Origin of the sequence: Intestinimonas timonensis (assembly GCF_900626145.1) — a bacterium.
In the GTDB taxonomy this organism is placed as follows: Bacteria; Bacillota; Clostridia; order Oscillospirales; family Oscillospiraceae; genus Intestinimonas; species Intestinimonas aquisgranensis.
Window position 1 is genome coordinate 675,044 of record NZ_LR130817.1, and the last position, 22,905, is coordinate 697,948.

Annotated in this window: 25 protein-coding genes and 1 riboswitch; of the genes, 22 read left to right on the forward strand and 3 right to left on the reverse strand. The window is 64.5% G+C overall.

Annotated elements, in window-relative coordinates; genetic code table 11:
• The first annotated feature begins 2 nt into the window (after nucleotides 1-2).
• Complete coding sequence (locus tag E0E29_RS18205) at nucleotides 3-227, forward strand: hypothetical protein (protein ID WP_165449867.1); 225 nt, start codon at nucleotides 3-5, stop codon at nucleotides 225-227.
• Between the two features lie 225 nt (nucleotides 228-452).
• On the opposite strand, the gene E0E29_RS09950 is transcribed toward E0E29_RS18205, so the two are convergent.
• Nucleotides 453-1,694: a serine hydroxymethyltransferase gene (locus tag E0E29_RS09950; protein ID WP_130849719.1), complete on the reverse strand. Its 1,242-nt coding sequence runs from the start codon at nucleotides 1,692-1,694 to the stop codon at nucleotides 453-455.
• Nucleotides 1,695-1,880: 186 nt separating this feature from the next.
• Between E0E29_RS09950 and nth the strand changes: the two genes are divergently transcribed.
• Together nth and E0E29_RS09960 are read left to right on the forward strand one after the other, a co-directional pair.
• Nucleotides 1,881-2,525: an endonuclease III gene (nth, locus tag E0E29_RS09955; protein WP_130849720.1), complete on the forward strand. Its 645-nt coding sequence runs from the start codon at nucleotides 1,881-1,883 to the stop codon at nucleotides 2,523-2,525.
• 1 nt (nucleotide 2,526) lies between these two features.
• Nucleotides 2,527-3,153: a chloramphenicol acetyltransferase gene (locus tag E0E29_RS09960; RefSeq protein WP_130849721.1), complete on the forward strand. Its 627-nt coding sequence runs from the start codon at nucleotides 2,527-2,529 to the stop codon at nucleotides 3,151-3,153.
• Between the two features lie 305 nt (nucleotides 3,154-3,458).
• On the opposite strand, the gene E0E29_RS09965 is transcribed toward E0E29_RS09960, so the two are convergent.
• Nucleotides 3,459-4,730, reverse strand: a complete 1,272-nt coding sequence (locus E0E29_RS09965) for a replication-associated recombination protein A (protein ID WP_130849722.1) — start codon at nucleotides 4,728-4,730, stop codon at nucleotides 3,459-3,461.
• Nucleotides 4,731-4,807: 77 nt separating this feature from the next.
• Nucleotides 4,808-5,740, reverse strand: a complete 933-nt coding sequence (locus E0E29_RS09970) for a S1 RNA-binding domain-containing protein (protein ID WP_242622448.1) — start codon at nucleotides 5,738-5,740, stop codon at nucleotides 4,808-4,810.
• Nucleotides 5,741-5,873: 133 nt separating this feature from the next.
• On the opposite strand from E0E29_RS09970, the gene E0E29_RS09975 reads away from it, so the two are divergent.
• The 19 genes from E0E29_RS09975 (at nucleotide 5,874) to E0E29_RS10065 (ending at nucleotide 22,897) form a co-directional block, all read left to right on the forward strand.
• A complete protein-coding gene (locus E0E29_RS09975; RefSeq protein ID WP_130849724.1) occupies nucleotides 5,874-6,065 on the forward strand; it encodes a DUF951 domain-containing protein in 192 nt (63 codons plus the stop codon).
• Nucleotides 6,062-7,126 (forward strand): histidinol-phosphate transaminase, encoded by a 1,065-nt coding sequence (gene hisC / locus E0E29_RS09980; RefSeq protein WP_130849725.1) that lies wholly within the window; start codon nucleotides 6,062-6,064, stop codon nucleotides 7,124-7,126. The genes E0E29_RS09975 and hisC overlap by 4 nt, the downstream gene beginning before the upstream one ends.
• Before the next feature lie 2 nt (nucleotides 7,127-7,128).
• Nucleotides 7,129-7,998, forward strand: a complete 870-nt coding sequence (locus tag E0E29_RS09985; protein ID WP_130849726.1) for a radical SAM protein — start codon at nucleotides 7,129-7,131, stop codon at nucleotides 7,996-7,998.
• Between the two features lie 91 nt (nucleotides 7,999-8,089).
• Nucleotides 8,090-8,279, forward strand: a riboswitch (cobalamin riboswitch).
• Nucleotides 8,280-8,379: 100 nt separating this feature from the next.
• Nucleotides 8,380-9,522, forward strand: a complete 1,143-nt coding sequence (cbiD, locus tag E0E29_RS09990; protein ID WP_242622449.1) for a cobalt-precorrin-5B (C(1))-methyltransferase CbiD — start codon at nucleotides 8,380-8,382, stop codon at nucleotides 9,520-9,522.
• Between the two features lie 15 nt (nucleotides 9,523-9,537).
• A complete protein-coding gene (gene cobM / locus E0E29_RS09995) occupies nucleotides 9,538-10,293 on the forward strand; it encodes a precorrin-4 C(11)-methyltransferase (protein WP_130849728.1) in 756 nt (251 codons plus the stop codon).
• Nucleotides 10,290-11,330, forward strand: coding sequence for a cobalt-precorrin 5A hydrolase (locus E0E29_RS10000; RefSeq protein WP_130849729.1), 1,041 nt, complete (start codon nucleotides 10,290-10,292; stop codon nucleotides 11,328-11,330). Before cobM ends, E0E29_RS10000 begins: the two co-directional genes overlap by 4 nt.
• A gap of 3 nt (nucleotides 11,331-11,333) precedes the next feature.
• Nucleotides 11,334-12,071 (forward strand): precorrin-3B C(17)-methyltransferase, encoded by a 738-nt coding sequence (cobJ, locus tag E0E29_RS10005; RefSeq protein WP_130849730.1) that lies wholly within the window; start codon nucleotides 11,334-11,336, stop codon nucleotides 12,069-12,071.
• Nucleotides 12,072-12,073: 2 nt separating this feature from the next.
• Nucleotides 12,074-12,814, forward strand: coding sequence for a precorrin-6A reductase (gene cobK / locus E0E29_RS10010; RefSeq protein ID WP_130849731.1), 741 nt, complete (start codon nucleotides 12,074-12,076; stop codon nucleotides 12,812-12,814).
• Nucleotides 12,811-14,010, forward strand: coding sequence for a precorrin-6y C5,15-methyltransferase (decarboxylating) subunit CbiE (gene cbiE / locus E0E29_RS10015; protein WP_130849732.1), 1,200 nt, complete (start codon nucleotides 12,811-12,813; stop codon nucleotides 14,008-14,010). The genes cobK and cbiE overlap by 4 nt, the downstream gene beginning before the upstream one ends.
• The gene (locus E0E29_RS10020; RefSeq protein ID WP_130849733.1) at nucleotides 14,000-15,373 is read left to right on the forward strand and encodes a cobyrinic acid a,c-diamide synthase CobB; all 1,374 of its coding nucleotides are present in this window, start codon (nucleotides 14,000-14,002) and stop codon (nucleotides 15,371-15,373) included. Before cbiE ends, E0E29_RS10020 begins: the two co-directional genes overlap by 11 nt.
• A 3-nt stretch (nucleotides 15,374-15,376) precedes the next feature.
• Entirely contained in the window at nucleotides 15,377-16,435 is a 1,059-nt protein-coding gene (gene cobT / locus E0E29_RS10025) for a nicotinate-nucleotide--dimethylbenzimidazole phosphoribosyltransferase (protein ID WP_130849734.1), read from the forward strand.
• A gap of 24 nt (nucleotides 16,436-16,459) precedes the next feature.
• Complete coding sequence (locus E0E29_RS10030) at nucleotides 16,460-16,975, forward strand: bifunctional adenosylcobinamide kinase/adenosylcobinamide-phosphate guanylyltransferase (protein WP_130849735.1); 516 nt, start codon at nucleotides 16,460-16,462, stop codon at nucleotides 16,973-16,975.
• 4 nt (nucleotides 16,976-16,979) lie between these two features.
• On the forward strand, nucleotides 16,980-17,750 hold the full coding sequence (locus tag E0E29_RS10035) for an adenosylcobinamide-GDP ribazoletransferase (RefSeq protein ID WP_130849736.1): 771 nt from the start codon (nucleotides 16,980-16,982) through the stop codon (nucleotides 17,748-17,750).
• Nucleotides 17,747-18,115, forward strand: coding sequence for a bifunctional adenosylcobinamide kinase/adenosylcobinamide-phosphate guanylyltransferase (locus E0E29_RS10040; protein WP_130849737.1), 369 nt, complete (start codon nucleotides 17,747-17,749; stop codon nucleotides 18,113-18,115). The genes E0E29_RS10035 and E0E29_RS10040 overlap by 4 nt, the downstream gene beginning before the upstream one ends.
• On the forward strand, nucleotides 18,106-18,690 hold the full coding sequence (locus E0E29_RS10045; RefSeq protein WP_130849738.1) for a histidine phosphatase family protein: 585 nt from the start codon (nucleotides 18,106-18,108) through the stop codon (nucleotides 18,688-18,690). Before E0E29_RS10040 ends, E0E29_RS10045 begins: the two co-directional genes overlap by 10 nt.
• Nucleotides 18,687-19,661 carry an adenosylcobinamide-phosphate synthase CbiB gene (cbiB, locus tag E0E29_RS10050; protein ID WP_130849739.1) on the forward strand — a complete coding sequence of 325 codons (975 nt, stop codon included), beginning with the start codon at nucleotides 18,687-18,689 and terminating at the stop codon, nucleotides 19,659-19,661. Before E0E29_RS10045 ends, cbiB begins: the two co-directional genes overlap by 4 nt.
• A gap of 25 nt (nucleotides 19,662-19,686) precedes the next feature.
• Nucleotides 19,687-20,745, forward strand: coding sequence for a threonine-phosphate decarboxylase CobD (cobD, locus tag E0E29_RS10055; protein WP_130849740.1), 1,059 nt, complete (start codon nucleotides 19,687-19,689; stop codon nucleotides 20,743-20,745).
• Nucleotides 20,746-22,248: a cobyric acid synthase gene (locus E0E29_RS10060; protein ID WP_130849741.1), complete on the forward strand. Its 1,503-nt coding sequence runs from the start codon at nucleotides 20,746-20,748 to the stop codon at nucleotides 22,246-22,248.
• Nucleotides 22,249-22,252: 4 nt separating this feature from the next.
• Nucleotides 22,253-22,897: a precorrin-8X methylmutase gene (locus E0E29_RS10065; protein WP_130849742.1), complete on the forward strand. Its 645-nt coding sequence runs from the start codon at nucleotides 22,253-22,255 to the stop codon at nucleotides 22,895-22,897.
• Nucleotides 22,898-22,905: the final 8 nt, after the last annotated feature.

A 22,905-nucleotide genomic window follows, 5' to 3' on the forward strand; every position in this document is an offset into this window, starting at 1 on the left:
TCGTGGGTAAGAAGAAGGTCTTCCTTTGTCAGGCGGAAGAACTCTTTGAGCTTGGGAACGTCGGGGGCATATACAATTTTTATCCAATCCTCGATGGAACAGCAGCCGTGCGCATCCTGAGAAATGTCGTAAAGATCACCGAGAAACCCGGAAAAACAGATCCGGCCAGTGACCAGATCTGCAAAAAAATAGTATCCTTCCGCAGCATTTCCCAAAAAACTCCATAAGGTGCGATAGAGCCCCAGCTCATTTTGCAAATCTGCTTCCATGGGTCCTATTCCAGCTTTCCTGTCTGATGCGGCAAAACAGCGCCTTGTTGACTATGCCGACCAACATATTTTAGTTCCAATATATCAGATTTTAGAGAAAGGTCAAGGGACATTTCCAAAATCATACAAAGCGAGGAGCCTGACCATTGTGGACAGACTCCTCGCTTGCTGATTCCATCAGGCTCACTGATAGAGGGGATATTTGGCGCACATAGCGGCCACCGTCTCCCGGATGGAGTCGGCCTTGGCGTCAAAATCGGTGGCGGCCTGCCAGATGAGGGAGCCGATGACCTTCATCTCTTCCTCACCGAAGCCGCGGGTGGTGACAGCGGGGGTGCCCACCCGGATGCCGCTGGTGACAAAGGGCTTCTCGGGATCGTTGGGGATGGCGTTCTTGTTGACGGTGATGTGGACCTCGTCCAGCCGCTTTTCCAGTTCCTTGCCGGTGATGTGGGCCTTGCGCAGATCCACCAGCATCAGGTGGTTGTCGGTGCCGCCGGAGACCAGGTCGAAGCCGGCGTCGGTGAGGGACTGAGCCAGCACGGCGGCGTTTTTGACGATGCGGCCCTGATAGTCTTTGAATTCGGGCTTGAGGGCTTCACCGAAGGCCACTGCCTTAGCCGCGATGATGTGGAGGAGAGGACCGCCCTGAGAGCCGGGGAAGATGGCGGAGTCGATCTTCTTGGCCAGCTCCTCCTTGCAGAGGATCATGCCGCCACGGGGACCGCGGAGGGTCTTGTGGGTGGTGGTGGTGACCACATCGGCGTAAGGGACAGGGGAGGGGTGGAGCCCGGCGGCAACCAGGCCGGCGATGTGGGCCATGTCCACGAACAGGTAGGCGCCCACCTCGTGGGCGATGTCGGCAAAGGCCTTGAAGTCGATGATTCGGGGGTAGGCGGAGGCGCCGGCAATGATCATCTTGGGTTTATGCTGCCGGGCAAGGTCGCGCACCTGGTCATAGTCGATGTAGCCCTTGTCGTTGAGACCATAGGAAATCATATGATAGTTCTTACCGGAGAAGTTTACGGGAGAACCGTGGGTGAGGTGGCCGCCGTTGCCCAGATCCATACCAAGCACGGTGTCGCCGTGCTCGCACAGAGCCTGATAAACCGCGTAATTGGCCTGGGCGCCGGAGTGGGGCTGGACGTTGGCATGGTCGGCGCCGAAGAGCTTGCAAGCCCGGTCCCGGGCGATGTTTTCGGTGACGTCCACCTCCTGGCAGCCGCCGTAGTAGCGCTTGCCGGGATAGCCCTCGGCGTACTTGTTGGTGAGCACCGTGCCCATGGCCACCAGCACCGCCTCGCTGACGATGTTCTCAGAGGCGATGAGCTCAATGTTCCGCCGCTGCCGGGCCAGCTCGGCCGCCACAGTGGCGCCCACTTCCGGGTCGCTGGCGGTGAGGAAGTCGATCATTTCTTGTACCATTGCCGTCGCACCTCTCATCAAGTAAGTAGTGTGTCAAAGTGACATGAAAATATTATACCGGAACCTTCGGAGAAATACAACTGTCATTCTTGGAAAAACACAGTCGCATATTGCCTTTCTTTATGGTATGATAACAGAGACCGGCGGCTTGCCGCCGGCAGTACGGCATGGAAAGGAATGGCCGACATGACAAAAAAAGAGCGGGCCAGAGCCATTGTGGAGGAGCTCAAGGTCCTTTATCCGGAGGGAATCTGCTCCCTCAACTATCCTAAGCCTTATGAATTGCTGTTTTCTGTCCGGTTGGCGGCCCAATGCACCGACGAGCGGGTCAATATGGTGACTCCGGCCCTCTTCGCACGGTTCCCAACCCTGGAGTCATTGGCCCAGGCCGACGTCTCCGAGGTGGAGGAGTACATCCACTCCACCGGCTTTTTCCGGGCCAAGGCCCGTGATATTGTGGCCGCTTCCCAAATGATGCTGGAGCAATTCGGCGGCAAGGTGCCTGACAACATGGAGGACCTGCTGAAGCTGCCGGGCGTGGGCCGCAAGACGGCCAATCTTATTTTGGGAGACGTCTATCACGTTCCCGGCGTGGTGGTGGCGGACACGCACTGCATCCGCATTTCCGGCAAGCTTGGGCTCACCGACGGCACTAAGGACCCGGCCAAGGTGGAGACGCAGCTCCGGAAGATTCTGCCGCCGGAGGAGTCCAACGACTTTTGCCATCGGCTGGTGCTCCATGGGCGGGCGGTGTGTACGGCGCGGAAGCCGGACTGCCAGAACTGTACCCTGCGGCCCTGGTGCGACTTTTTCCAGAAGGGGACGAAGTGACATGGAGCTGATAGACCTGGAAACCTGGACCCGCAAAGAACATTTCCAATTCTTTTCCGGGCTTTCTTTTCCATTTTATAATGTAACCAGCACCCTGGATGTGACCGAGTTCTATCCATGGGTCAAGGAACGGAAATACTCCTTTTATTACAGTCTCATCTATGCCACCATGACAGTGATGAACGGCCTGCCCGATTACCTCTATAAAATCCGGGGTGGGCAGGTGGTGAAGCACGACCATCTGGACCCCAGTTTTGTGGTCATGGATGGGAACACCCATCTGCTGAAGATTGTGACGGTGCCCTTCGGCGGCAGCCTGGAGGAGTTTTGCGACCGGTGTGTCCGGTATGAAGCGGTCCAGAAGTCGCCCTTCCCACCGGCGGAATCGGAGGCCAGAGACGATCTGGTTTATATTTCCTGCCTGCCATGGATGAGCTTTACCAGTCTTACCAACGAGATGGACATCAACCCGGATGACTCCATTCCCAGAGTGGCCTGGGGAAAGTTTGAAAAGCGGGAAGGGAGACTCCTGCTGCCCTACGCGGTGCAGCTCAATCACCGCCTTCTGGATGGCTGGCACCTGAGCCAGCTGGTGAACGGTGTCCAGACCTGGATCGATCAACGGTGAAACAGGAAGACCCGCGGCTTACACCGCGGGTCTGAGCCTGTCGACAAAGTCGACAGGCTCTCTCAAAAATGCAGGCATTTTTTCGAAAAGATGCAGGCCGCTGCATCGTACTCGCTTCGCTCGCACGTTTGCGGCCTGAGCAGTGTTTTTTCCGAGGCACATGTCCCCGGAAAAAACAGACTGTACTTGATTCCGTCGTCTGCGGACGACGGAACTCTGCGAGGCTCTTGCACAAAATCTGACGTATATGCCCTTTTTCGACAACCTGAGACCCGCGGCTTACACCGCGGGTCTTCCTGTTCCGTTTAAAAGTCAGGCCCCTTGATCTCTTCCCAGTAGCGTTTGGCCGCCTGTTCCGCCTTGTTCTCGGCGTAGGTGTAGTACCGGGTGCCCAGAAGACTGTCGGGGAGGTACTGCTGCCGCACCCAGTGGTGGGGGAAGTCGTGGGGGTAGAGATAGCCCTGCTCCCGCTCCATGCCGGCGGAGTCGGCGTGCTTGTTCTGGAGATGCCGGGGGTAGTCTCCGGTCTTGCCCGCGCGCACGTCTGCCAGGGCGGCGTCAAAGGCGATGTGGGCGGAGTTGGACTTGGGGCTGGTGGCCATGAGTACCGCCGCGTCCCCAAGGGGGATGCGGGCCTCGGGAAGGCCCAGCATGTTGGCGGCGTCCACGCAGGCCTTGACGATGGGGATGATCTGGGGATAGGCCAGTCCCACGTCCTCACAGGCGATGACCATGAGCCGGCGGCAGGCGGAGATCAGGTCCCCGGCCTCCAGCAGCCGGGCCAGGTAGTGGCAGGCGGCGTCCGGGTCGGAGCCGCGGATGGACTTCTGAAGAGCGGAGAGAATATCATAGTGGTCGTCGCCCTCCCGGTCGTACCGCATGGCGGAGCGCTGGGCCACCACCTGGGCGTCGGCCAGGGTCACCCGCAGTCCCCCATTTTCCCGGCGGGCGGTGTTCATAAGGAGTTCCACCGCATTCATGGCCTTGCGTACATCGCCGCCGCAGGCCGAGGCGATGACCTCCCGCACGCCGTCCTCGCAGGAGAGCTCCGCCCCCAGCCGATCGGCCATGATGGCCATGCCCCGGTCGATAGCGGGAAGGACGTCGGCGGGCTCCACCGGCTTGAACTCAAAGACGGTGGACCGACTGAGCACGGCGTTGTAGACATAGAAGTAGGGGTTTTCTGTGGTGGAGGCGATGAGGGTGACGTCCCCCTTCTCGATGACTTCCAGCAGGGACTGCTGCTGCTTTTTGTTAAAGTACTGGATCTCATCCAGATAGAGGAGGATGCCGTTGGGGGCCAGCATGGTGCCCACGTCGGCCAGTACGTCCTTCACATCGGAGAGGGAGCCGGTGGTGGCGTTGATCCGCCGCAGGGCCCGGTTGGTCCGGGCGGCGATGAGATTGGCCACGGTGGTTTTGCCGGTGCCGGAGGGACCGTAAAAGACCAGGTTGGGGATGTTTCCGCTCTCGATGATGCGCCGCAGCAGCCCGTCCGGGCCCAGGATGTGCCGCTGGCCCACCACCTCGTCCAGGCTGGTGGGGCGGATCTCGTCCGCCAGAGGCCGGTACGCCATAAAAAGACCTCCCGAAAAAAGAATGGAGGGGAATGTTCCCCTCCATTCTAACAGATGTTCGAATCGGCGTAAAGGGTTTAGAGGAAATCGGTCTCCAGCCCTGTTTTCCGGCAGCCTTCTGGAGCATAGCGCCAGTGGCCCAGTCGGCCGTCGGTGATAAAATAGGTGAGGGGCGGCGGAGTGGGCTCCGGGGACAGTCGGTCGATAATAAGGAGCTTGATCTTCATACGCTCGGGAAGAATGGACTTGAGAAAGACGGAGACCCGGTCCCCTTCGTGCAGGTCCTCCCGGGGCTCGGCCAGGCCGGACAGGTTGGGAAAGAGCTCCACGAAGGCGCCGTAATCCTTGATGCCCCGGACCCAGCCTGCCACTGTCATGCCAGGGGTGAGACGGCGGGCGTTTTCCTCCCATGTGCCCAGCAGCTCCCGGTGGGTGAGCCGCACCCGGCCCAGGGTGGGGTCGGTGTCCACCACGGCGGCGAAGATCTCCTGCCCCACAGTAAAGCGGCAGGCAGGGTGGGGGATGCGGGAGACCGAGATCTGCTCCAGACCGATCATGGATACCAGGCCGCAGCCCATATCCACAAAGGCGCCGAAGGGCTCCAAGTGAGTGACGGTGCAGGGAATGACCATGCCGGGCCGCAGCCTGGCCATGAGAGCTTCCCGGGCCAGCGACTGAGCGCGGCGGCGGGAGAGGAGGAGCCGGGGGCCCTCGGGTCCCTCCATGACCCCCTCTACCAGAAAGCACACCGGCTTGCCCACCCGGGAGAGGATGGCGATGTCCCGGACGGTGCCCTCGGCCACACCCACGGCGGTCTCCAGCCGGGGGATCACCCCGATGAAGGGCCCCAGAGCCACGGTAAGATCGTGCTCCGGGGAGCAGGAGAGGGCCATGCCCTCCAGGATCTGGTCCCGGTCCCGGGCGGAGAGCAGCCCGGACAGAGAGGAACAGGCGGCCTGGTTCTCCGGCGTCTCCAGGCGTCTGCCCTCGGGAAGAAAACGGCTGAGCATCCCGATCATTCCTTTCTATGGTCCCGTTTTTTGCGGATAAGTCACTATATGCGCCGGGAAAGCCGGAATTGACAGGAATGGCCCGGCAACCTATAATAAAATAATTGTAATCTGCGAGAAGGAGGCGCCCACCATGGATGTGCGTCTGGGTGATGTTTTGGAGATGAAAAAGCCCCACCCCTGCGGCAGCAAGGAGTGGCTGGTGCTACGGGTGGGGATGGATTTCCGGCTCCGCTGCCAGGGCTGCGGCCACGAGGTCATGCTGCCCCGGAGCAAGGCGGAGAAGAACATCAAAAAGATCCTGCGGGAGGAGGAGCAGCCGTGAAGAAATACTGGAGCCGCCGGATCCGGGATATGGTCCCCTATGTACCGGGGGAGCAGCCCAAGGACCGGGTCTTTATCAAGCTCAACACCAATGAGAATCCCTATCCACCGTCCCCCAAGGCTTTGGAAGCCCTGCGGGAGGCAGCGGACGACCGGCTGCGGCTCTACCCTGACCCGGAGTGCGCCGCCCTCCGAGCCGCCATCGCCGCCGCTCATGGCCTCTCCCCGGAGCAGGTCTTTGCCGGCAACGGCTCCGACGAGGTGCTGGCCTTCTGTTTCCAGGCCTTCTTTGACCCCGACCGGCCGGTGTGCTTTGCCGACATCACCTACACCTTCTACGCCGTCTATGCCGAATATTTCGGCCTCACCCCCCGGCTCATCCCTCTGGGGGAGGACTTCTCCCTGCCGGTGACTGCCTTCTGTGCCGGGGACAGCGGCGGTGTGGTGGTGGCCACCCCAAACGCCCCCACGGGCCTGGAGGTGCCTCGGGCGGATCTGATCCGCATTCTGGAGTCCAACCCCCAGGCGGTGGTCCTGGTGGACGAGGCGTACATCGATTTCGGCGGTACCTCCGCCGACAACCTTGTGGACCAGTACGACAATCTGGTGGTGGTCCGCACCCTCTCCAAGGGACACGGTCTGGCCGGCATGCGAGTGGGCTACGCCCTGGGCCACCCCGACCTGATGGCCGCCCTCCAGTGTGTCCGGGATTCCATCAATTCCTACACCGTGGACCGGGCGGCACAGGCGGCTGCGGCAGCTTCCATCGCCGACACGGCCTATTTTGAAGCTCAGGCGGCCAAGGTATCCGCTACCCGGGACCGGGCGGCGGCGCAGCTGCGGGCGCTGGGCTTTGACGTCACCGATTCCAAGGCAAACTTCCTGTTTGCCCATCACCCCAAAGTTGCCGCCAAGACCCTGCTGGATGGCCTGCGGGAGCGGGGTGTTCTGGTGCGCTGGTTTGACCGGCCCAGGATCTCCGACCATCTTCGCATCAGCGTGGGCACGGATGCGGAGATGGATGCCCTTTATGACGCCCTAAAAGAATTGACGGAGGAATAATTGTGAGATACGAAGGCGATATTTACCGGCCGCCGGGAGAATGGAAGAGCTACCTTCTCCAGGCCACAGTGGGCTGTTCCAACAACACCTGTACCTTCTGCAACATGTACCGGGACAAGCGGTTCCACATCCGGCCGATGGCCGATATTCTGGAGGATATCCGCATGGCCAAGGCCTATTATGGAGATGTGCGGCGGGTCTTCCTCTGCGATGGCGACGCTATCATCATGCGCACCAATGATCTGATCACCATTCTGGATACGCTTTATGACACTTTCCCCTCTCTGGAGAAGGTGACCACCTATGCTGGTCCCCGGAGCACCCTCACCAAAACCCCGGAGGAGCTGAAGCTCCTGCGGGAGCACGGCTTGGCCCGGGCCTACCTGGGGGTGGAGACGGGGAGCGACGAGCTCCTGCGGAAGGTGAAAAAGGGCGTGGGCGCCCAGCAGATGCTGGAGGCGGGGGTCCGGCTCCGGGAGGCGGGCATGGACCTGTGGGTCATGATCCTGCTGGGGCTGGGCGGCCGGGAAGGCAGCGAACAGCACATCCTGGACACCGCCGCCATGATGAACGAGATGAAGCCCCGGCACCTCTCCGCCCTCACCCTGACCCTCTACCCGGGTACCGAGCTCTATGCTGACTACCGGGCGGGAAAGTTCAAGCCCATCACCCCCATGGACAGCCTGCGTGAGGCCAGGCTCCTCATCGAAAAGCTGGAAGTGGACCCCCTGCATTTCACCTGTGACCACGCCTCCAACTACGTGCCCCTGAAAGGGAGCCTGCCGGAGGATAAGGAACAATTCCTGGCCCGGCTGGACCTGGCCCTGGAGAGCGGTGCCGGCATGCGTCCCGAGTGGAGCCGGGGCTTTTGAGACCTGGGGAAAGTATTCCTTTACTTCCTGCTGTAAAGTTGCTATAATATATCTGTTAGGCCGACTCATTGAAAGAGCGGCCTTCCCACAATTTGATATTCATCCGCACAGGTGCAGCGACGCAGCTGCTGAAAAGGGAAGTCCGGTGCAAATCCGGCGCAGTCTTACCTCTACTGTGAGCGCGGACGAGGGCGTGAACCACCCATTGGCCCAAGGGGCTGAGAAGGGACGCCTGAGGAGGAAGCGTGAGCCAGGAGACCTGCCGTGCGGAGCGATCGTGTTGCTCTTAGGTGGAGAGGACCAGACCAGTGCCGTTGACGGGCCCTTTCCATATAGGAGAGGGCTCGTTTTATGTCTCAAAAGCCCCAGGAGGTGGATGATTTGAGCGATTTCGAACACTATATCTCCGTGGGGCGGGAGCGGCTTCGGTGCGGCTATACCACCGGTACCTGCGCGGCGGCGGCAGCCAGAGGGGCGGCGGAGCTCCTCCTCAGCGGCCAGCTCCCTCCGGCGGTGCGTATCGACACCCCAGCGGGCATTTCGGTGGAGGTCGAGCTGCTGGAGCCGTCCTCCGGCACGGATTGGGCCTCCTGCGCCGTCCGGAAGGACGGGGGAGACGACCCCGACGCCACCCACGGCACCCTCATCTTCGCCCGGGTGGAGCGGAGCGCCACCCAAGGTATTACCATTGACGGCGGGGAAGGGGTGGGCCGGGTCACCAGGCCCGGTCTGGACCAGCCCGTGGGGGCTGCCGCCATCAACCATGTCCCCCGGCAGATGATCGAACAGCAGGTGTCTGCTGCCATGGCGGCTCACGGCAGTGATGGCGGTCTGAAGGTGGTGATCTCCGCCCCCGAGGGGGAGCGGCTGGCCCAAAAGACCTTCAATCCCCGGCTGGGCATCGTGGGGGGTATCTCCATCCTGGGCACCTCCGGCATCGTCCGGCCCATGAGCGAGGCCGCCCTCATCGACTCCCTCCGGCTGGAGCAGGACATGCTGGCTGCTGCCGGGGCGACGGACATTGTAGTCACCCCCGGCAATTACGGGGAAACCTTCGCCCGGGAGGTGCTGGGCCTGGGGCTGGGCCGCTGGTGTACCTGCTCCAACTACATCGGCGAGGCTATCGACCACGCCGCCGGACTGGGCTTCCGCAGCCTGCTGCTGGTGGGCCACGTGGGCAAGCTGTGCAAGGTGGCCGCCGGAGTGATGAACACCCACTCCCGGGTGGCCGACGGCCGGCGGGAGACCTTGTGTACCCACGCCGCCCTGTGCGGTGGGGACCGGGCCACGGTGGAGACCCTCTACCGCACCATCACCACCGACGACGCCGTGGCCATTCTGGACGGGGCTGGACTGCGGGAGGCGGTCATGGCCTCCCTGACCCAGGCCCTGGACGAACAACTCAAACGCCGGGCGGGGGCGAAGATGGCCATTGAGGCCATCTTCTTCTCCAACCGCTATGGAATTCTGGGAAAGACGGCAGGAGCCGACCGGCTGGCCGCCCTCCACCCCATCTCATCGTGAAAGGAAGTTGTGACCATGATCCACTTCATCGGCGCAGGCCCAGGAGCCGCCGACCTCATCACCGTCCGGGGAGCCAAGCTCCTGGGGGAGGCCGACGTCATCATCTACGCCGGGAGCCTGGTGAACCCCGCCCTGCTGGACTATAAGAAGGAGAGCTGCATCGTCTACGACAGCGCCTCCATGACCCTGGAGGCCGTCATCGACGTCATGAAGGACGCTGAGGCCAAGGGCTGGAACACCGTCCGCCTCCACACCGGCGACCCCTCCCTCTACGGCGCCATCCGGGAGCAGATGGACCTGCTGGACGAGCTGGGCCTCTCTTACGACGTGACTCCCGGCGTCTCCTCCTTCTCCGGAGCCGCTGCCGCCCTGGAGGCCGAGTACACCCTCCCCGACGTGTCCCAGAGCGTCATCATCACCCGCATGGCGGGCCGCACTCCGGTGCCCGAGGGGGAGAAGCTCTCCAAAATGGCCTCCCACGGCTGCACCATGGTCCTCTTCCTCTCCACCGGCCTGTTGGAGGAGGTGGAGAAGGAGCTGATGGAAGGCGGCTACGCCCCCGACACTCCCGCTGCCATCGTCTACAAGGCCACCTGGCCGGAGCAGGCGGTCTACCGCTGCACCGTGTCCACCCTGGCTGCTACTGCAAAGGAGCACAACGTCACCAAGACCGCCCTCATCACTGTGGGCGGCTTCCTGGGGGACAAGTACGACCGCTCCAAGCTCTATGATCCTACCTTTACCCACGGCTACCGAGAGGCCAGCAAGTGAGGATCGCCCTCACCGCCTTTACCCGCCGGGGGACCGGACTGGCTGGAAAGCTGTCCCATGATCTGGCGGAGATCGGCCACAGCTGCGCCCTGGCGGTGCCGGAGCGGCTGTCGCCGGAGACGGGGCTCCCCGGCTACGGGAGCCTGGGGGAGTGGGCCGGGGAACGGTTCGCCGACACCGACGCCCTCCTCTTCGTAGGGGCTAGTGGTATTGCCGTCCGGGCCATCGCCCCCTATGTGAAGGATAAATTTACCGACCCCGCCGTGGTGTCGGTGGACGAGGCGGGACGCTTTGTTGTGCCCCTCCTCTCCGGCCACGTGGGGGGTGCCAATGACCTGGCCCGGCTGGTGGCCCGGCTCATTGGCGGCACGGCGGTGGTGTCCACCGCCACCGATGTGAACGGCCGCTTCGCCGTGGACCAGTGGGCTAGGGAGCAAGGATTTTTCCTTGACGGTCGTGAGGGGGCCAAGCGGGTGTCCGCCGCCCTGCTTGCAGGGGTTTCCGTAGGGCTGTCAAGTGATTTTCCTGTCCAGGGAGGGCTGCCTCAAGGAGTGGTGGAGGGACCGGCGGAGGCCGGCATCGCCCTCACCCTGGACCCGGAAAAGGAACCCTTTTCCCACACCGTCCGCCTCATCCCGCCGGTGCTCCACCTGGGCATCGGCTGCCGCCGGGGGACGGCGGCGGAGACCATCGCGGCGGCGGTGGAGCGAGTCTTTGCTGACCACCACCTCTCCCTCAAGGGGGTGGATGCCGTGTGCTCCATCGACCTCAAGAAGGATGAGCCCGGCCTGCTGGCCTTCAGCCAGAGTCTGGGACTCCCCCTCACCACCTACTCGGCCGAGGAGCTCTCGGCGGTGCCGGGGGATTTCACCCCATCCCCCTTTGTGAAGGGGGTCACCGGGGTGGACAACGTGTGTGAGCGCGCCGCCGTCCGGCGGGGCGGCACCCTGATCGTACCAAAACAGGCGGGTGAGGGGGTCACCGTGGCGGTGAGCCAGGTCCCCATTACCATCCGCTTTTCTGAAAAAGGAGATTGATTCATGCGAGTGACAGTCGTGGGCCTGGGGCCCGGCGCAGGCCGGGACCTGACGGGCCGTGCCCGGGAGGCTCTGGAGCGGGCCGACCTCATCGTGGGCTATACCGCCTATATCGCCCTCATCCGCGAGGAGTTCCCCGAGAAAGAGATGATGTCCACCGGTATGCGCCGGGAGGTGGACCGCTGCCGTGCGGCGGTGGAGGCGGCGGCGTCCGGCCGGGATGTGGCCATGGTGTGCTCCGGCGACTCCGGCATCTACGGCATGGCGGGCCTCATCTATGAGGTGGCCCAGGAGTATCCCCCCATCGAGATCGAGGTGGTGCCCGGCATCACCGCCGCCTGTGGCGGCGCCGCCGTGCTGGGCGCCCCGCTGACCCATGACTTTGCCGTGGTCTCCCTCTCCGATTTGCTGACCCCCTGGGACAAGATCGCCCTGCGGCTGGAGTGCGCCGCCAGGGGCGACTTCGTCCTGTGCCTCTACAATCCCGCCAGCCACAGCCGCCCCGACCATCTGAAGCGGGCCTGCGACATCCTGATGGCGGCGGGGAAGTCCCCGGACACCATCTGCGGCTATGTGCAGAACATCGGCCGGGAGGGGGAGCGAGGGACCATCACCACCCTGGGCGCTCTGCGGGACACCCAGGTGGACATGTTCACCACCGTTTTCATCGGCAGCAGCCAGACCAAGCTGCTGGGCGGCAAAATGGTGACCCCCAGAGGCTACCTCCAGCGGGAGGGCTGAGGATGAAGGTCCTGCTCTTCGGCGGCACCGGCGAGGGCCGGGCGCTGGCCGAGTGGATGCTCGCCCGGGGGCTGGACGCCACGGTGTGCGTGGCCACCGAGTACGGCGAGACCCTTTTGCCGGAGGGGGTGAAGGTCCACGTGGGGCGGCTGGACGCCGGTGAGATGGCGGCCCTGATGGCCGACGGCTACACCCTGGTCATCGATGCCACCCACCCCTACGCCGTGGAGGTCACGGAGAACATCCGGGCGGCCTCGGAGCGGACGGGGCTGCCTTACCTGCGGCTGCTGCGGCAGTCCGACGGGGAGGACCTGTGCCACAAGGCGGAAAACATGGCCGCGGCGGCGGAGATGCTGGAACGGCTGCCGGGAAACGTGCTCCTCACCACAGGGAGCAAGGAGCTGGACCACTTTGCCCGGCCGGGCCTCCGGGAGCGCTGCTTTCCCCGGGTGCTGCCCATGGCGGACTCCCTGGAGCGGTGCCTGGCGCTTGGCTTTCCGCCCAGGAACATCATCTGCATGCAGGGGCCCTTCACCAGGGAGATGAATATGGCCACCCTGCATCAGTTCCACATCGATACCCTGGTGACCAAGGACACCGGGGGCTACGGCGGCTTCCGGGCCAAGGCGGAGGCCGCCAAAGAGGCGGGCTGTGTCCTCCTGGTGGTGGAGCGGCCCCGGAACGAGACGGGGCTCACCTTGGAAGAGATCCAGCGTCGGCTGTTGGGGGAGGAAGCGGTATGAAGATCTATCTCATCGGCGTGGGCATGGGCAACCCGGACACCCTGACCCTGGCGGCCCGGAAGGCCATCGACGCCTGTCCGGTGCTCATCGGCGCGCCCCGTCTCCTGGAGCCCTGGGGAGAGGGCCACACCTGCGTGCCCCTCATCGCCGCCGACGACATCGCCCGCCGCATCGGGGAGGAGCGGGAGAACGTGGCCGTCCTCCTCTCCGGCGACACCGGCTTTTACAGCGGGGCCAAAAAGCTCTGGAAGCTGCTGGAGGGCCGTGAGGTGGAGACCATCCCCGGCATCTCCTCCCTCTCCTACTTCTGCGCCCGGCTATGTACCACCTGGCAGGACGCCCACATCGTCAGCGCCCACGGCCGCAGCCACAACGCCGTGGGGGAGATCCAGAGAAATGCCAAGACCTTCGCCCTCACCGGCGGAGCCACCAAGGCGGAGGATATCTGTAAGGAGCTGACCCGCCGTGGCCTGGGCGAGATCCGGGTGGCGGTGGGGGAGCGGCTGAGCTACCCCGATGAGCGCATCGTCACCGGCACTGCGGCAGAGCTGGCGGAGGAGACCTTTGCCGACCTCTCCGTGCTGCTGGCGGAGAACCCCGAGCCGGTGGGCCGGCCCTGGAACAGCCCCGGCCTTCCCGACGAGGTCTTCCAGCGGGGAGCCGTTCCCATGACCAAGGAGGAGGTCCGGGCTATCTCCGTGTGTAAGCTGCGGCTCCAGCCCCACCACGTGGTGTGGGACGTGGGAGCGGGCACCGGCTCGGTCTCTCTGGAGTGCGCCCTGGCCTGTCCCGCCGGACAGGTCTTTGCCATTGAGAAAAACCCCGAGGCGGTGGCCCTCCTGGAGGAGAACAAGGCCCGCCTGGGGGCGTCCAACCTCACCGTCGTCTCCGGCACCGCGCCGGAGGCCCTGGAGGGCCTGCCTGTCCCCGACCGGGTCTTCCTGGGCGGGACCTCAGGGAACATGGACGACATTCTGATGATGATATTCGACAAAAATCCTGCCGCCCGGGTGGTGTGCACCGCCGTCACCCTGGAGACGGTGGGGGAGGCCGCCCGGCTCTTCGCCCCTCTGGCGGAGGCAGATATGGTGCAGCTGTCGGTGACCCGGACCCGAAAGGCGGGGCGGTATCACCTGATGGACGCCCAGAACCCGGTGTGGATCTTCAGCGGGGAGGGGAAGGGCCATGACGCGTAAGGTGCCCCGCCTCCTCCTCTGCGCCCCGGCCAGCGGCGGCGGCAAGACCACTGTCACCTGTGCCCTCCTCCAGGCCCTGGTGGACCGGGGAGCGGCCCCGGTGGCCTACAAGTGCGGTCCAGACTACATCGACCCCATGTTCCACAGCGAGGTCATCGGCGCCAAGAGCCGCAATCTGGACCTCTTCCTCATGGGGGAGGCCGCCGTCCGCCGGAGTTTGCTGGAGAACACCCCTGACGCTTCCACGGCGGTCATCGAGGGGGTCATGGGCTACTACGACGGCATCGCCACGTCCTCCCAGGCCAGCGCCTATGACCTGGCCCGGACCACGGAGACCCCGGCGGTGCTGGTGGCCGACGCCCGGGGACGGGCCCTCACCGCCGCCGCCCTGGTGAAGGGCATGGCGTCCTTCCGGCCCGATGCCAATATTCAGGGCGTCATCCTCAACCGCTGCCCCCCCATGATGTATGGCCGGCTGAAGGAGACCATTGAGACGGAGACCGGCGTGCGGGTGTACGGCTATCTCCCCAACCTGCCGGAGGTGGCGCTGGAAAGCCGCCACCTGGGCCTGGTCACCGCCGCCGAGGTGGGAGATCTGAGACAGAAGCTCCACCGCATGGCGGAGCAGGCGGAAAAGACCATCGACATCGACGGCCTGCTGGCCCTGGCGGCATCGGCGCCCGCTCTGGAGGCGCCGGAACGGCCCGAGGTGCCCATTTACCGGGAAAGGCCGGTCATCGCCCTGGCCCGGGACAAGGCCTTCTGCTTCTACTACGCCGACGGTCTGGCTGAGCTGGTGCGCCAGGGGGCGGAGCTGAAGGAGTTCTCCCCGCTGGAGGACGAGAGATTGCCGGAGGGCTGCTCCGGCCTCTACCTGGGGGGTGGTTACCCGGAGGTCTACGCCGAGAAGTTGGCCCGGAACACCGCCCTTTTGGGCGAAATCCGGGAAAAGATCCTCCACGGCCTGCCCACGGTGGCTGAGTGCGGCGGCTTCCTCTATTTGCAAAAGACGCTCTCCGACGCCGACGGGCGCTATGACTGGGAGATGGCAGGCGTCTTCTCCGGAAAGGCCGCCAACACCGGCAAGTTGAGCCGGTTCGGCTATATCGGGATGACTGCCCGCACTGACGGGCTGCTGTGCGGGGCGGGGGAGACCCTCTCCGCCCACGAGTTCCACTACTGGGACAGCACCACAGCCGGGAGCGACTTCCGGGCCCAGAAGCCCCTGAGCGACCGGGGCTGGGACTGCGCCTGGCACACCCCCACCCTGTATGCGGGCTTTCCCCATGTGCATTTCAGCGGCTGCCCCCAGGCCGCACGGCGGTTCGTGGAGGCGTGCGCACGCTATCAAAGGGAGGAATAAGGTATGGACTTGCAGGAGATCGTGGCCGGGATCGGACCGGTGGATGAGAAGGCTATGGCGGAGGCCCAGCGGCGCTGGGATTCCATCGCCCACCCCCTGAACAGCCTGGGCATGCTGGAGCGGGACATCATCCGCATCGCCGGCATCACCGGCGACCCCAACGTAGACCTCTCCAAGAAGGCGGTGGTGGCCATGTGCGCCGACAACGGCGTGGTGGCCGAGGGGGTCACCCAGACCGGCCAGGACGTCACCGCCATCGTCACCGAGAACATGTCCAAGGGGGACACCTCCGTGTGCTGCATGGCCCGGGTGGCGGGAGCGCAGGTCATCCCGGTGGACATCGGCGTGGCCCGGCCGGTGGTGGGGGAGCATATCCGCCAATGCTGCATCCGCCGGGGCACCGCCAACATGACCAAGGGTCCCGCCATGACCCAGGAGGAGGCCGAGCGGGCCGTCCTCACCGGCGTGGAGCTGGTGGGTGAGCTGAAAGAGCAGGGGGTCCGCCTCCTGGCCACCGGCGAGATGGGCATCGGCAACACCACCACCTCCAGCGCCATCGTCTCGGTGCTGCTGGGGAAGGACCCGGCGGAGGTCACCGGCCGTGGGGCGGGCCTTACCTCGGAGGGTCTGGAGCGGAAGATCCACGCCATCGAGACTGCCATCGCCGTCAACCGGCCCGATCCCGCTGACGGCCTAGACGTCCTCCACAAGGTGGGCGGCCTGGACATCGCCGGCCTGGCCGGCATCTTCCTGGGAGGTGCCTACTACCGCATTCCCGTGCTGGTGGACGGCTTCATCTCCTCCGCCGCGGCGTTGACGGCGGCGGCCATCTGCCCGGCCTGTAAAAAATACATGCTGGCCAGCCACGCCTCCAACGAGCCCGCCGGGCGCATGGTGCTGGAGGCCCTGGGGTTGGAGCCTTTCCTCTACGCCGGCATGTGCCTGGGCGAGGGCACCGGCGCGGTGGCCGTCATGCCCCTGCTGGAGATGGGCGCCGCGGTCTACCGGGAGATGTGCACCTTTGAGGGCACCGATATCGAGGCCTACGAGCACCTTACTTAAAATAAGAAAAAGGGAGGACGCCCCATGCTGATCCTGGTCTCCGGCGGCTCCGCCAGTGGAAAATCCAAATACGCGGAGGACCTGGTGGTACAGGCGCCGCCGGGGGAGCGGATCTACGTGGCCACCATGCAGGTCTGGGACGAGGAGAGCCGTCGCCGGGTGGAGCGCCACCGGGCCATGCGGGCGGGAAAGGGTTTCCGCACCGAGGAGCGGCCCGTCCATCTCGACCACATGCCGGTGCCCACTGGGTCGGTGGTCCTTCTGGAGGACCTCTCTAACCTGACCGCCAACGAGTGGTTCGGGCCGGAGGGCCGGGAGGGTGCCGAGGAGCGGGTCCTCGCCGGCCTCCGCAAGCTGAAGACGGAGAGCGCCTGCACGGTGGTGGTCACCAATGAGCTCTTCTCCGACGGCGTCACCTATGACAAAGAGACGGCGGACTACCTCTCCGCCCTGGCCCGGCTCAATGTAGCTGTGGCGGCGGAGGCCGGCCAGGTCTATGAGGTGATCTGCGGCATCCCAGTCTGCTGGAAGGGAGCGTAAAGACATGTTCCGTTCATTGTGCATTGCCGTGGCCATGTACTCCAAGCTCCCTACCCCCAGGGTGGACTGGGACAAGAAGAGCCTCTCCTGGGCCATGTGCTTTTTTCCGGTGGTTGGGGTGGTCATCGCCCTGCTGCTGGGTATCTGGCTGGGGCTCTGCGCATGGCTGGACTTTGGGCCCTTTCTACGGTCTGCTGTGGCTCTTCTTCTGCCCATTGCGGTGAGCGGGGCCATCCACCTGGACGGTTTCTGTGACACCTCCGACGCCCTCGGTTCCCACCAGAGCCGGGAGAAGAAGCTGGAGATCCTGAAGGACTCCCACACCGGGGCCTTTGCCATCATCTGCTGCTGCCTCTACCTCATCCTATTCTTTTCTATCTGGTGCGAGGTGGAGCCGGTGGGGCGGACTCTGTGGGTGCTGGCCCTGGGTCCCGTCCTGTCCCGGAGCCTTTCGGGGCTGGCCGCCGTGAGCTGGCCCAACGCCCGGGGCAGCGGTCTCCTGGCCACCTTCATCCAGCCCATGGACGCCGTCAAGGCCCGGGGGGTGCTGCTGGTGTGGGTGGCGGTGAGCGCCGCCGCCATGATCGCCCTGGACCCGGTCACCGGTATTGCTGCCGTGGCAGGAGCCGGGCTCTCCTTCCTCTATTATTTTGTCATGTCCCGTCGGCAGTTCGGCGGCATCACCGGAGATCTGGCGGGCTTTTTCCTCCAGGTCTGTGAGTGCGCCATGGTCCTCGCGGTGGTCCTGGCGCAGCGTCTGGAGGCATTGTTATGATCCTGCTCATCGGCGGCGCTGGCCAGGGAAAGCTGGCCTACGCCCTGGAAAAGACCGGATTCAGCCCTGAAGATGTGGCCTATGACCCTATATCGGCCAGGACAAAACCCATCTTTGACGGGCTGGCGGCCTGGGTCCGTGCCCACCCCGGCGAGGGGCTTGGGGACCTGCTGGAGGCAAATCCCGGCGTGGTCATCCTCTGTGACGAGGTGGGCTGCGGCGTGGTGCCGGTGGACCCGGCAGAGCGGGCCTGGCGGGAGGAGGTGGGCCGGCTGTGCTGTGATTTGGCGCAAAAGGCCCAGCGGGTGGAGCGGATCTTCTGCGGTCTGAGCATGGTATTGAAGGGGGAAGGAACATGGAAGTGATCCTGGTACGCCACGGCATCACCCAGGGGAATAAGGAAAAGCGCTTCGTGGGGCGGCTGGATGTGCCCTTGGCGCCGGAGGGGGAGGCCATGGCCCGGGAGACGGCTCCCCTCATGCCGAAGGTGGAGCACCTCTATGTAAGCCCCATGCTCCGGTGCCGCCAGACGGCGGACCTGCTGTGGCCCGACGTGCCCCGGACCTTTGTGGAGGACCTGCGGGAGACCGATTTCGGCATTTTCGAGGGGAAAAACCACGCCGAGCTCCAGGACGACCCCGCCTACCAGCGGTGGCTCGCCGGCGAGATGGTGGTGGGGGAGCCGGCAGAGGACTGTGCCCGCCGGGGCGCCCGGGCCCTGGCCTTTGTGGGGAAGGACGCCGCTGAGCACGGCTATGAGCACGTGGGCGTGGTGTCCCACGGCGGCCTTCTGATGGGCATGCTCACCCTCTGCGGCCGTCCGGCCCGGAAAGGTTTTTACGACTGGTACCCCCAGAACTGCGGCGGCTACCGGGGGGAGCTCACCCTGGACCCCCTGGAGTACCACGTCACCGGCACCGTGGGGAGGACCAAGGCATGACCCTTACCATGCGGCTTTTTTCCCTGCTTTTGGGTTTCTGTCTGGACCTGCTCTTCGGCGACCCCCACTGGATGCCCCACCCGGTACGGGCCATGGGTGCCCTCATCGCCGGGCTGGAAAGGCCCCTGCGGGCGGTCTTTCCCAAGACCGCAAAGGGGGAACTGATCGCTGGCGTTTTTTTGGTGGTGCTGACGGCTGGCATCTCCACGGCCGCGGCGGTGCTGCTGCTGTGGCTGTGCGCCCAGATCCACCCCTGGCTGGCCTTCGCCGCCGAGACCCTGCTATGCTATCAGCTTCTGGCGGCCCGGTCCCTCCGGGATGAGAGCGTGAAGGTCTACAAGGCCCTCCGGGACGGCACTCTGGACGACGCCCGGAAGGCGGTCTCCATGATCGTGGGCCGGGACACCGACCGGCTGGACGAGACCGGGGTGGCCAAGGCGGCGGTGGAGACGGTGGCGGAGAACGCCTCCGACGGCGTCATCGCCCCCTTGCTGTTCCTGGCCATCGGCGGCGCGCCTTTGGGCGTGCTCTATAAATCCATCAATACCATGGACTCTATGGTGGGCTACAAAAACGATCAATACCTGTATTTCGGCCGGGCGGCGGCCAAGCTGGACGATGTGGTGAACTTCATCCCCGCCCGGCTGGCTGGTATCCTGCTGTGCCTGGCGGCCCGGCCCGCCGGCTTTGACGGCAGAAACGCCTGGAAGATCTTTTGGCGGGATCGGAAGAACCACAAGAGCCCCAACTCCGCCCACACCGAGGCGGCGGCAGCGGGGGCACTGGACGTGCAGCTGGCGGGCAGCAACTACTATTTCGGGAAGCTGGTGGTCAAGCCCACCATCGGCGATCCCCTGCGGCCGGTGGAGCCTGCGGACATCCTGCGGTGTAATCGGCTTATGTACGCCGGGACCTTCCTGGCCATGGTGCTCTTCTGCGGACTGCCCCTGGTGCTGAGTCTGACGCTGTGACCTCTTGGAAAAGGAGGACGACCATTTGAAGGAATATACCCATGGCGGCGACATCGTGGGCGCCCGTGAGATCTGGAAGGGAGAACTGCTGGACTTCTCCGCCAATCTCAACCCTCTGGGCATGCCGGAGTCGGTGCGGAAGGCGGTGGAAGAGGCGGTGGGGGAGGCCATCCACTACCCCGATCCCCTGTGCCGGGCGCTGTGCGCTGCCATTGCCCGGCGGGACAATGTGACGCCGGAGCATATCCTCTGCGGCAACGGCGCCGCCGACCTGGTCTTCCGGCTGGCCTTCTCCCAGCGCCCCCGGCGGGTGCTGGTCACCGCCCCAACCTTTTCCGAGTACCAGGACGCTGTTCAGGCCGCCGGCGGGGAGGTAGTCTACCACCGCCTGACACCAGAGAACAACTTTGACCTCACCGGGGCGGTGCTGGACGAACTGAACGACGAGTTGGCCATGGCCTTTTTCTGCACCCCAAACAACCCTACCGGACGTCTCATCGACCGGGACCTGATGCTGCGCATCCTGGAGCGGTGCCGGGAGAAAAATATCCGGGTGGTGGTGGACGAGTGCTTCCTCTCTCTGTCCGACCCGGGCGAGCGGATGAGTCTGGCGGGAGAGCTTGAAAGCTTCTCCAACCTGGTGCTGCTCCGGGCCTTCACCAAGAGCTATGCCATGCCGGGACTGCGACTGGGCTACTGCCTGAGCGCTGATACCACTTTGCTGGACGGGCTCTCCCGGTGCGCCCAGCCCTGGAGCGTCTCCGGACCCGCCCAGGCGGCGGGCCTGGCCGCCCTGGCCGAGCCGGAGTACCCAGCCCGGGCCCGGCAGCTCATCGCTGTGGAGCGGTCCTGGCTCATCGACGCCCTCCAGAAGTTGGGACTCCGGGTTTTCCCCAGTCAGGTCAACTACATCCTATTCCGCGCACCCGGGGTAGACGATCTAAAGGAGCGGCTGCTGGCCCACGGCGTGCTCATCCGCTCCTGTGCCAACTATGTGGGTCTGGGCAGCGACTATTACCGGGTGGCGGTGCGGCCCCACCGGGAGAACGAAGAGCTCATCAGAGCCATGAAGGAGGTGCTGTAAGTGGCCAAGACGATTATGATTCAGGGTACCGCCTCCAACGCGGGAAAGAGCCTGCTGGCGGCAGGGCTGTGCCGGGTGTTCCGGCAGGACGGGCTGAAGGTGGCACCCTTCAAGTCCCAGAATATGGCCCTCAACTCCTTCATCACTGCCGATGGCTTTGAGATGGGCCGGGCCCAGGTGGTCCAGGCCTACTGCGCCGGGGTGGCCCCCGATGTGCGGATGAACCCTATCCTCCTGAAGCCGACCAACGATACCGGGAGCCAGGTCATTGTGAACGGCGTCCCCCGGGGCACCATGGGCGCGGTGGACTACTTCCGCTACAAAAAGGCCCTCATCCCCGATATCATGGAGGCCTTCCACGGCCTCTCCGCCGAGTATGACGTCATCGTCATCGAGGGTGCGGGGAGCCCGGCGGAGATCAACCTGAAGCAGGATGACTTCGTCAATATGGGCATGGCCAAATTGGCCAATGCTCCGGTGCTGCTGGCGGGGGATATTGACCGTGGGGGCGTCTTCGCCTCCCTCTATGGTACGGTAAAGCTGCTGGAGCCCGACGAGCAGGCCAGGATCAAGGGGCTTATCATCAACAAGTTCCGGGGTGACGTGGAGATCCTACGACCCGGACTCACCACCCTGGAGGAGCTCACCGGCAAGCCGGTGCTGGGCGTGGTGCCCATGCTGGACGTGGACATCGACGACGAGGATTCCCTCTCCTCCAAGCTCACTGGAGGGGAGCGGGTGGGACGGCTGGATATCGCCGTCATCCGCCTGCCCCGGCTCTCCAACTTCACCGACTTCAACCCTCTGGAGCGGATGGAGGGGGTGACGGTGCGGTATGTCTCCAACCCTGGCGAGTTGGGCCGCCCCGACCTCATTATCCTCCCCGGTACCAAGAGCACCATGGATGACCTCAAGTGGATGCGCCAGAACGGCCTGGAGGCCCTGGTGCTCAAGCACGCCGCTCGGGGCGGCGCGGTGGTAGGTATTTGCGGCGGCTACCAGATGCTGGGCCGGGTCCTCTCCGACCCCGACGGGGTGGAGAGCGGCGGCACCATGGCGGGCATGGGCTTGTTGCCCACCGAGACCGTCTTCCTGGGAGAGAAGACCCGCACCCGGGTCAGCGGCGCTTTCCGCCGGGGTGAGGGGATCTTCGCCTCTCTGAGCGGAGTGCCCTTCCACGGCTACGAGATCCACATGGGGGAGACCACCTACCTGGAGGACGCCGGTCCTCTCTCGCGGCTCACCTGCCTGGACGGAACGGAGAAGCCGGACGGCGCCGCCCGGGGGAACGTGTGGGGCAGCTATGTCCACGGCATCTTTGATGCCGGGACCTTTGCCCAGGAGCTGGTCAACGCCCTGCTCACCGCCAAGGGGCTCTCTCCCGACGCCGCGGCGGTGGACTGGGAGACCTATCAGGAGGAGCAGTACGACAAGCTGGCGGCGGGCGTCCGGGCCAGTCTGGATATGGACCGGGTCTACCGGATTCTGAATGGCGAGGAATGAGCATATGAAAGTAGAATTGCAGCGGGTGGCCCCGGCGGAGATCGAGGCCCGGAGCATGGAGATCATCCAGTCGGAGCTGGGGGACCGGACCTTCCCGGCGGAGGTTCTGCCGGTGGTGAAGCGGGTCATCCACACCACGGCGGACTTTGACTACGCCGACAATCTGGTCTTTTCCACCGGCGCGGTGGAGAAGGGTATCGCCGCCATCAAGGGCGGCTGCACCATCGTCACCGACACCCAGATGGCCCGGTCGGGCATCAACAAGCGGGTGCTGGAGAAGTTCGGCGGAGAGGCGGTGTGCTTCATGTCCGACCCCGACGTGGCCGCCGAGGCCAAGGAGCGGGGCGTCACCCGGGCGGCGGTCTCCATGGAGCGGGCCGCCAGGCTGGACCGTACCCTGATCCTGGCCCTGGGCAACGCTCCCACCGCCCTGGTCCGGGCCTGTGAGCTGCTGGAGGAGGGAGCCATGAAGCCCGCCCTCATCATCGGCGCTCCGGTGGGCTTTGTGAACGTGGTGGAGAGCAAGGAGCTGCTCCTCACCGAGAATGTGCCTTATATCGTGGCCAGGGGGCGGAAGGGCGGCAGCAACGTGGCCGCCGCCATCTGCAACGCCATGCTGTACCTGGCTTCAGGCAATGCCCGGGAGTGACCGGAGAG

Excerpts from the sequence above, each read along its gene's own strand:
- E0E29_RS09950 (WP_130849719.1), bottom strand. The coding sequence starts at position 1,694 with ATGGTACAAGAAATGATCGACTTCCTCACCGCCAGCGACCCGGAAGTG.
- nth (WP_130849720.1), top strand. The coding sequence starts at position 1,881 with ATGACAAAAAAAGAGCGGGCCAGAGCCATTGTGGAGGAGCTCAAGGTC.
- E0E29_RS09960 (WP_130849721.1), top strand. The coding sequence starts at position 2,527 with ATGGAGCTGATAGACCTGGAAACCTGGACCCGCAAAGAACATTTCCAA.
- E0E29_RS09965 (WP_130849722.1), bottom strand. The coding sequence starts at position 4,730 with ATGGCGTACCGGCCTCTGGCGGACGAGATCCGCCCCACCAGCCTGGAC.
- E0E29_RS09970 (WP_242622448.1), bottom strand. The coding sequence starts at position 5,740 with ATGCTCAGCCGTTTTCTTCCCGAGGGCAGACGCCTGGAGACGCCGGAG.
- E0E29_RS09975 (WP_130849724.1), top strand. The coding sequence starts at position 5,874 with ATGGATGTGCGTCTGGGTGATGTTTTGGAGATGAAAAAGCCCCACCCC.
- cobM (WP_130849728.1), top strand. The coding sequence starts at position 9,538 with ATGATCCACTTCATCGGCGCAGGCCCAGGAGCCGCCGACCTCATCACC.
- cobJ (WP_130849730.1), top strand. The coding sequence starts at position 11,334 with ATGCGAGTGACAGTCGTGGGCCTGGGGCCCGGCGCAGGCCGGGACCTG.
- cobK (WP_130849731.1), top strand. The coding sequence starts at position 12,074 with ATGAAGGTCCTGCTCTTCGGCGGCACCGGCGAGGGCCGGGCGCTGGCC.
- cbiE (WP_130849732.1), top strand. The coding sequence starts at position 12,811 with ATGAAGATCTATCTCATCGGCGTGGGCATGGGCAACCCGGACACCCTG.
- E0E29_RS10020 (WP_130849733.1), top strand. The coding sequence starts at position 14,000 with ATGACGCGTAAGGTGCCCCGCCTCCTCCTCTGCGCCCCGGCCAGCGGC.
- cobT (WP_130849734.1), top strand. The coding sequence starts at position 15,377 with ATGGACTTGCAGGAGATCGTGGCCGGGATCGGACCGGTGGATGAGAAG.
- E0E29_RS10030 (WP_130849735.1), top strand. The coding sequence starts at position 16,460 with ATGCTGATCCTGGTCTCCGGCGGCTCCGCCAGTGGAAAATCCAAATAC.
- E0E29_RS10035 (WP_130849736.1), top strand. The coding sequence starts at position 16,980 with ATGTTCCGTTCATTGTGCATTGCCGTGGCCATGTACTCCAAGCTCCCT.
- E0E29_RS10040 (WP_130849737.1), top strand. The coding sequence starts at position 17,747 with ATGATCCTGCTCATCGGCGGCGCTGGCCAGGGAAAGCTGGCCTACGCC.
- E0E29_RS10045 (WP_130849738.1), top strand. The coding sequence starts at position 18,106 with ATGGAAGTGATCCTGGTACGCCACGGCATCACCCAGGGGAATAAGGAA.
- cbiB (WP_130849739.1), top strand. The coding sequence starts at position 18,687 with ATGACCCTTACCATGCGGCTTTTTTCCCTGCTTTTGGGTTTCTGTCTG.
- E0E29_RS10065 (WP_130849742.1), top strand. The coding sequence starts at position 22,253 with ATGAAAGTAGAATTGCAGCGGGTGGCCCCGGCGGAGATCGAGGCCCGG.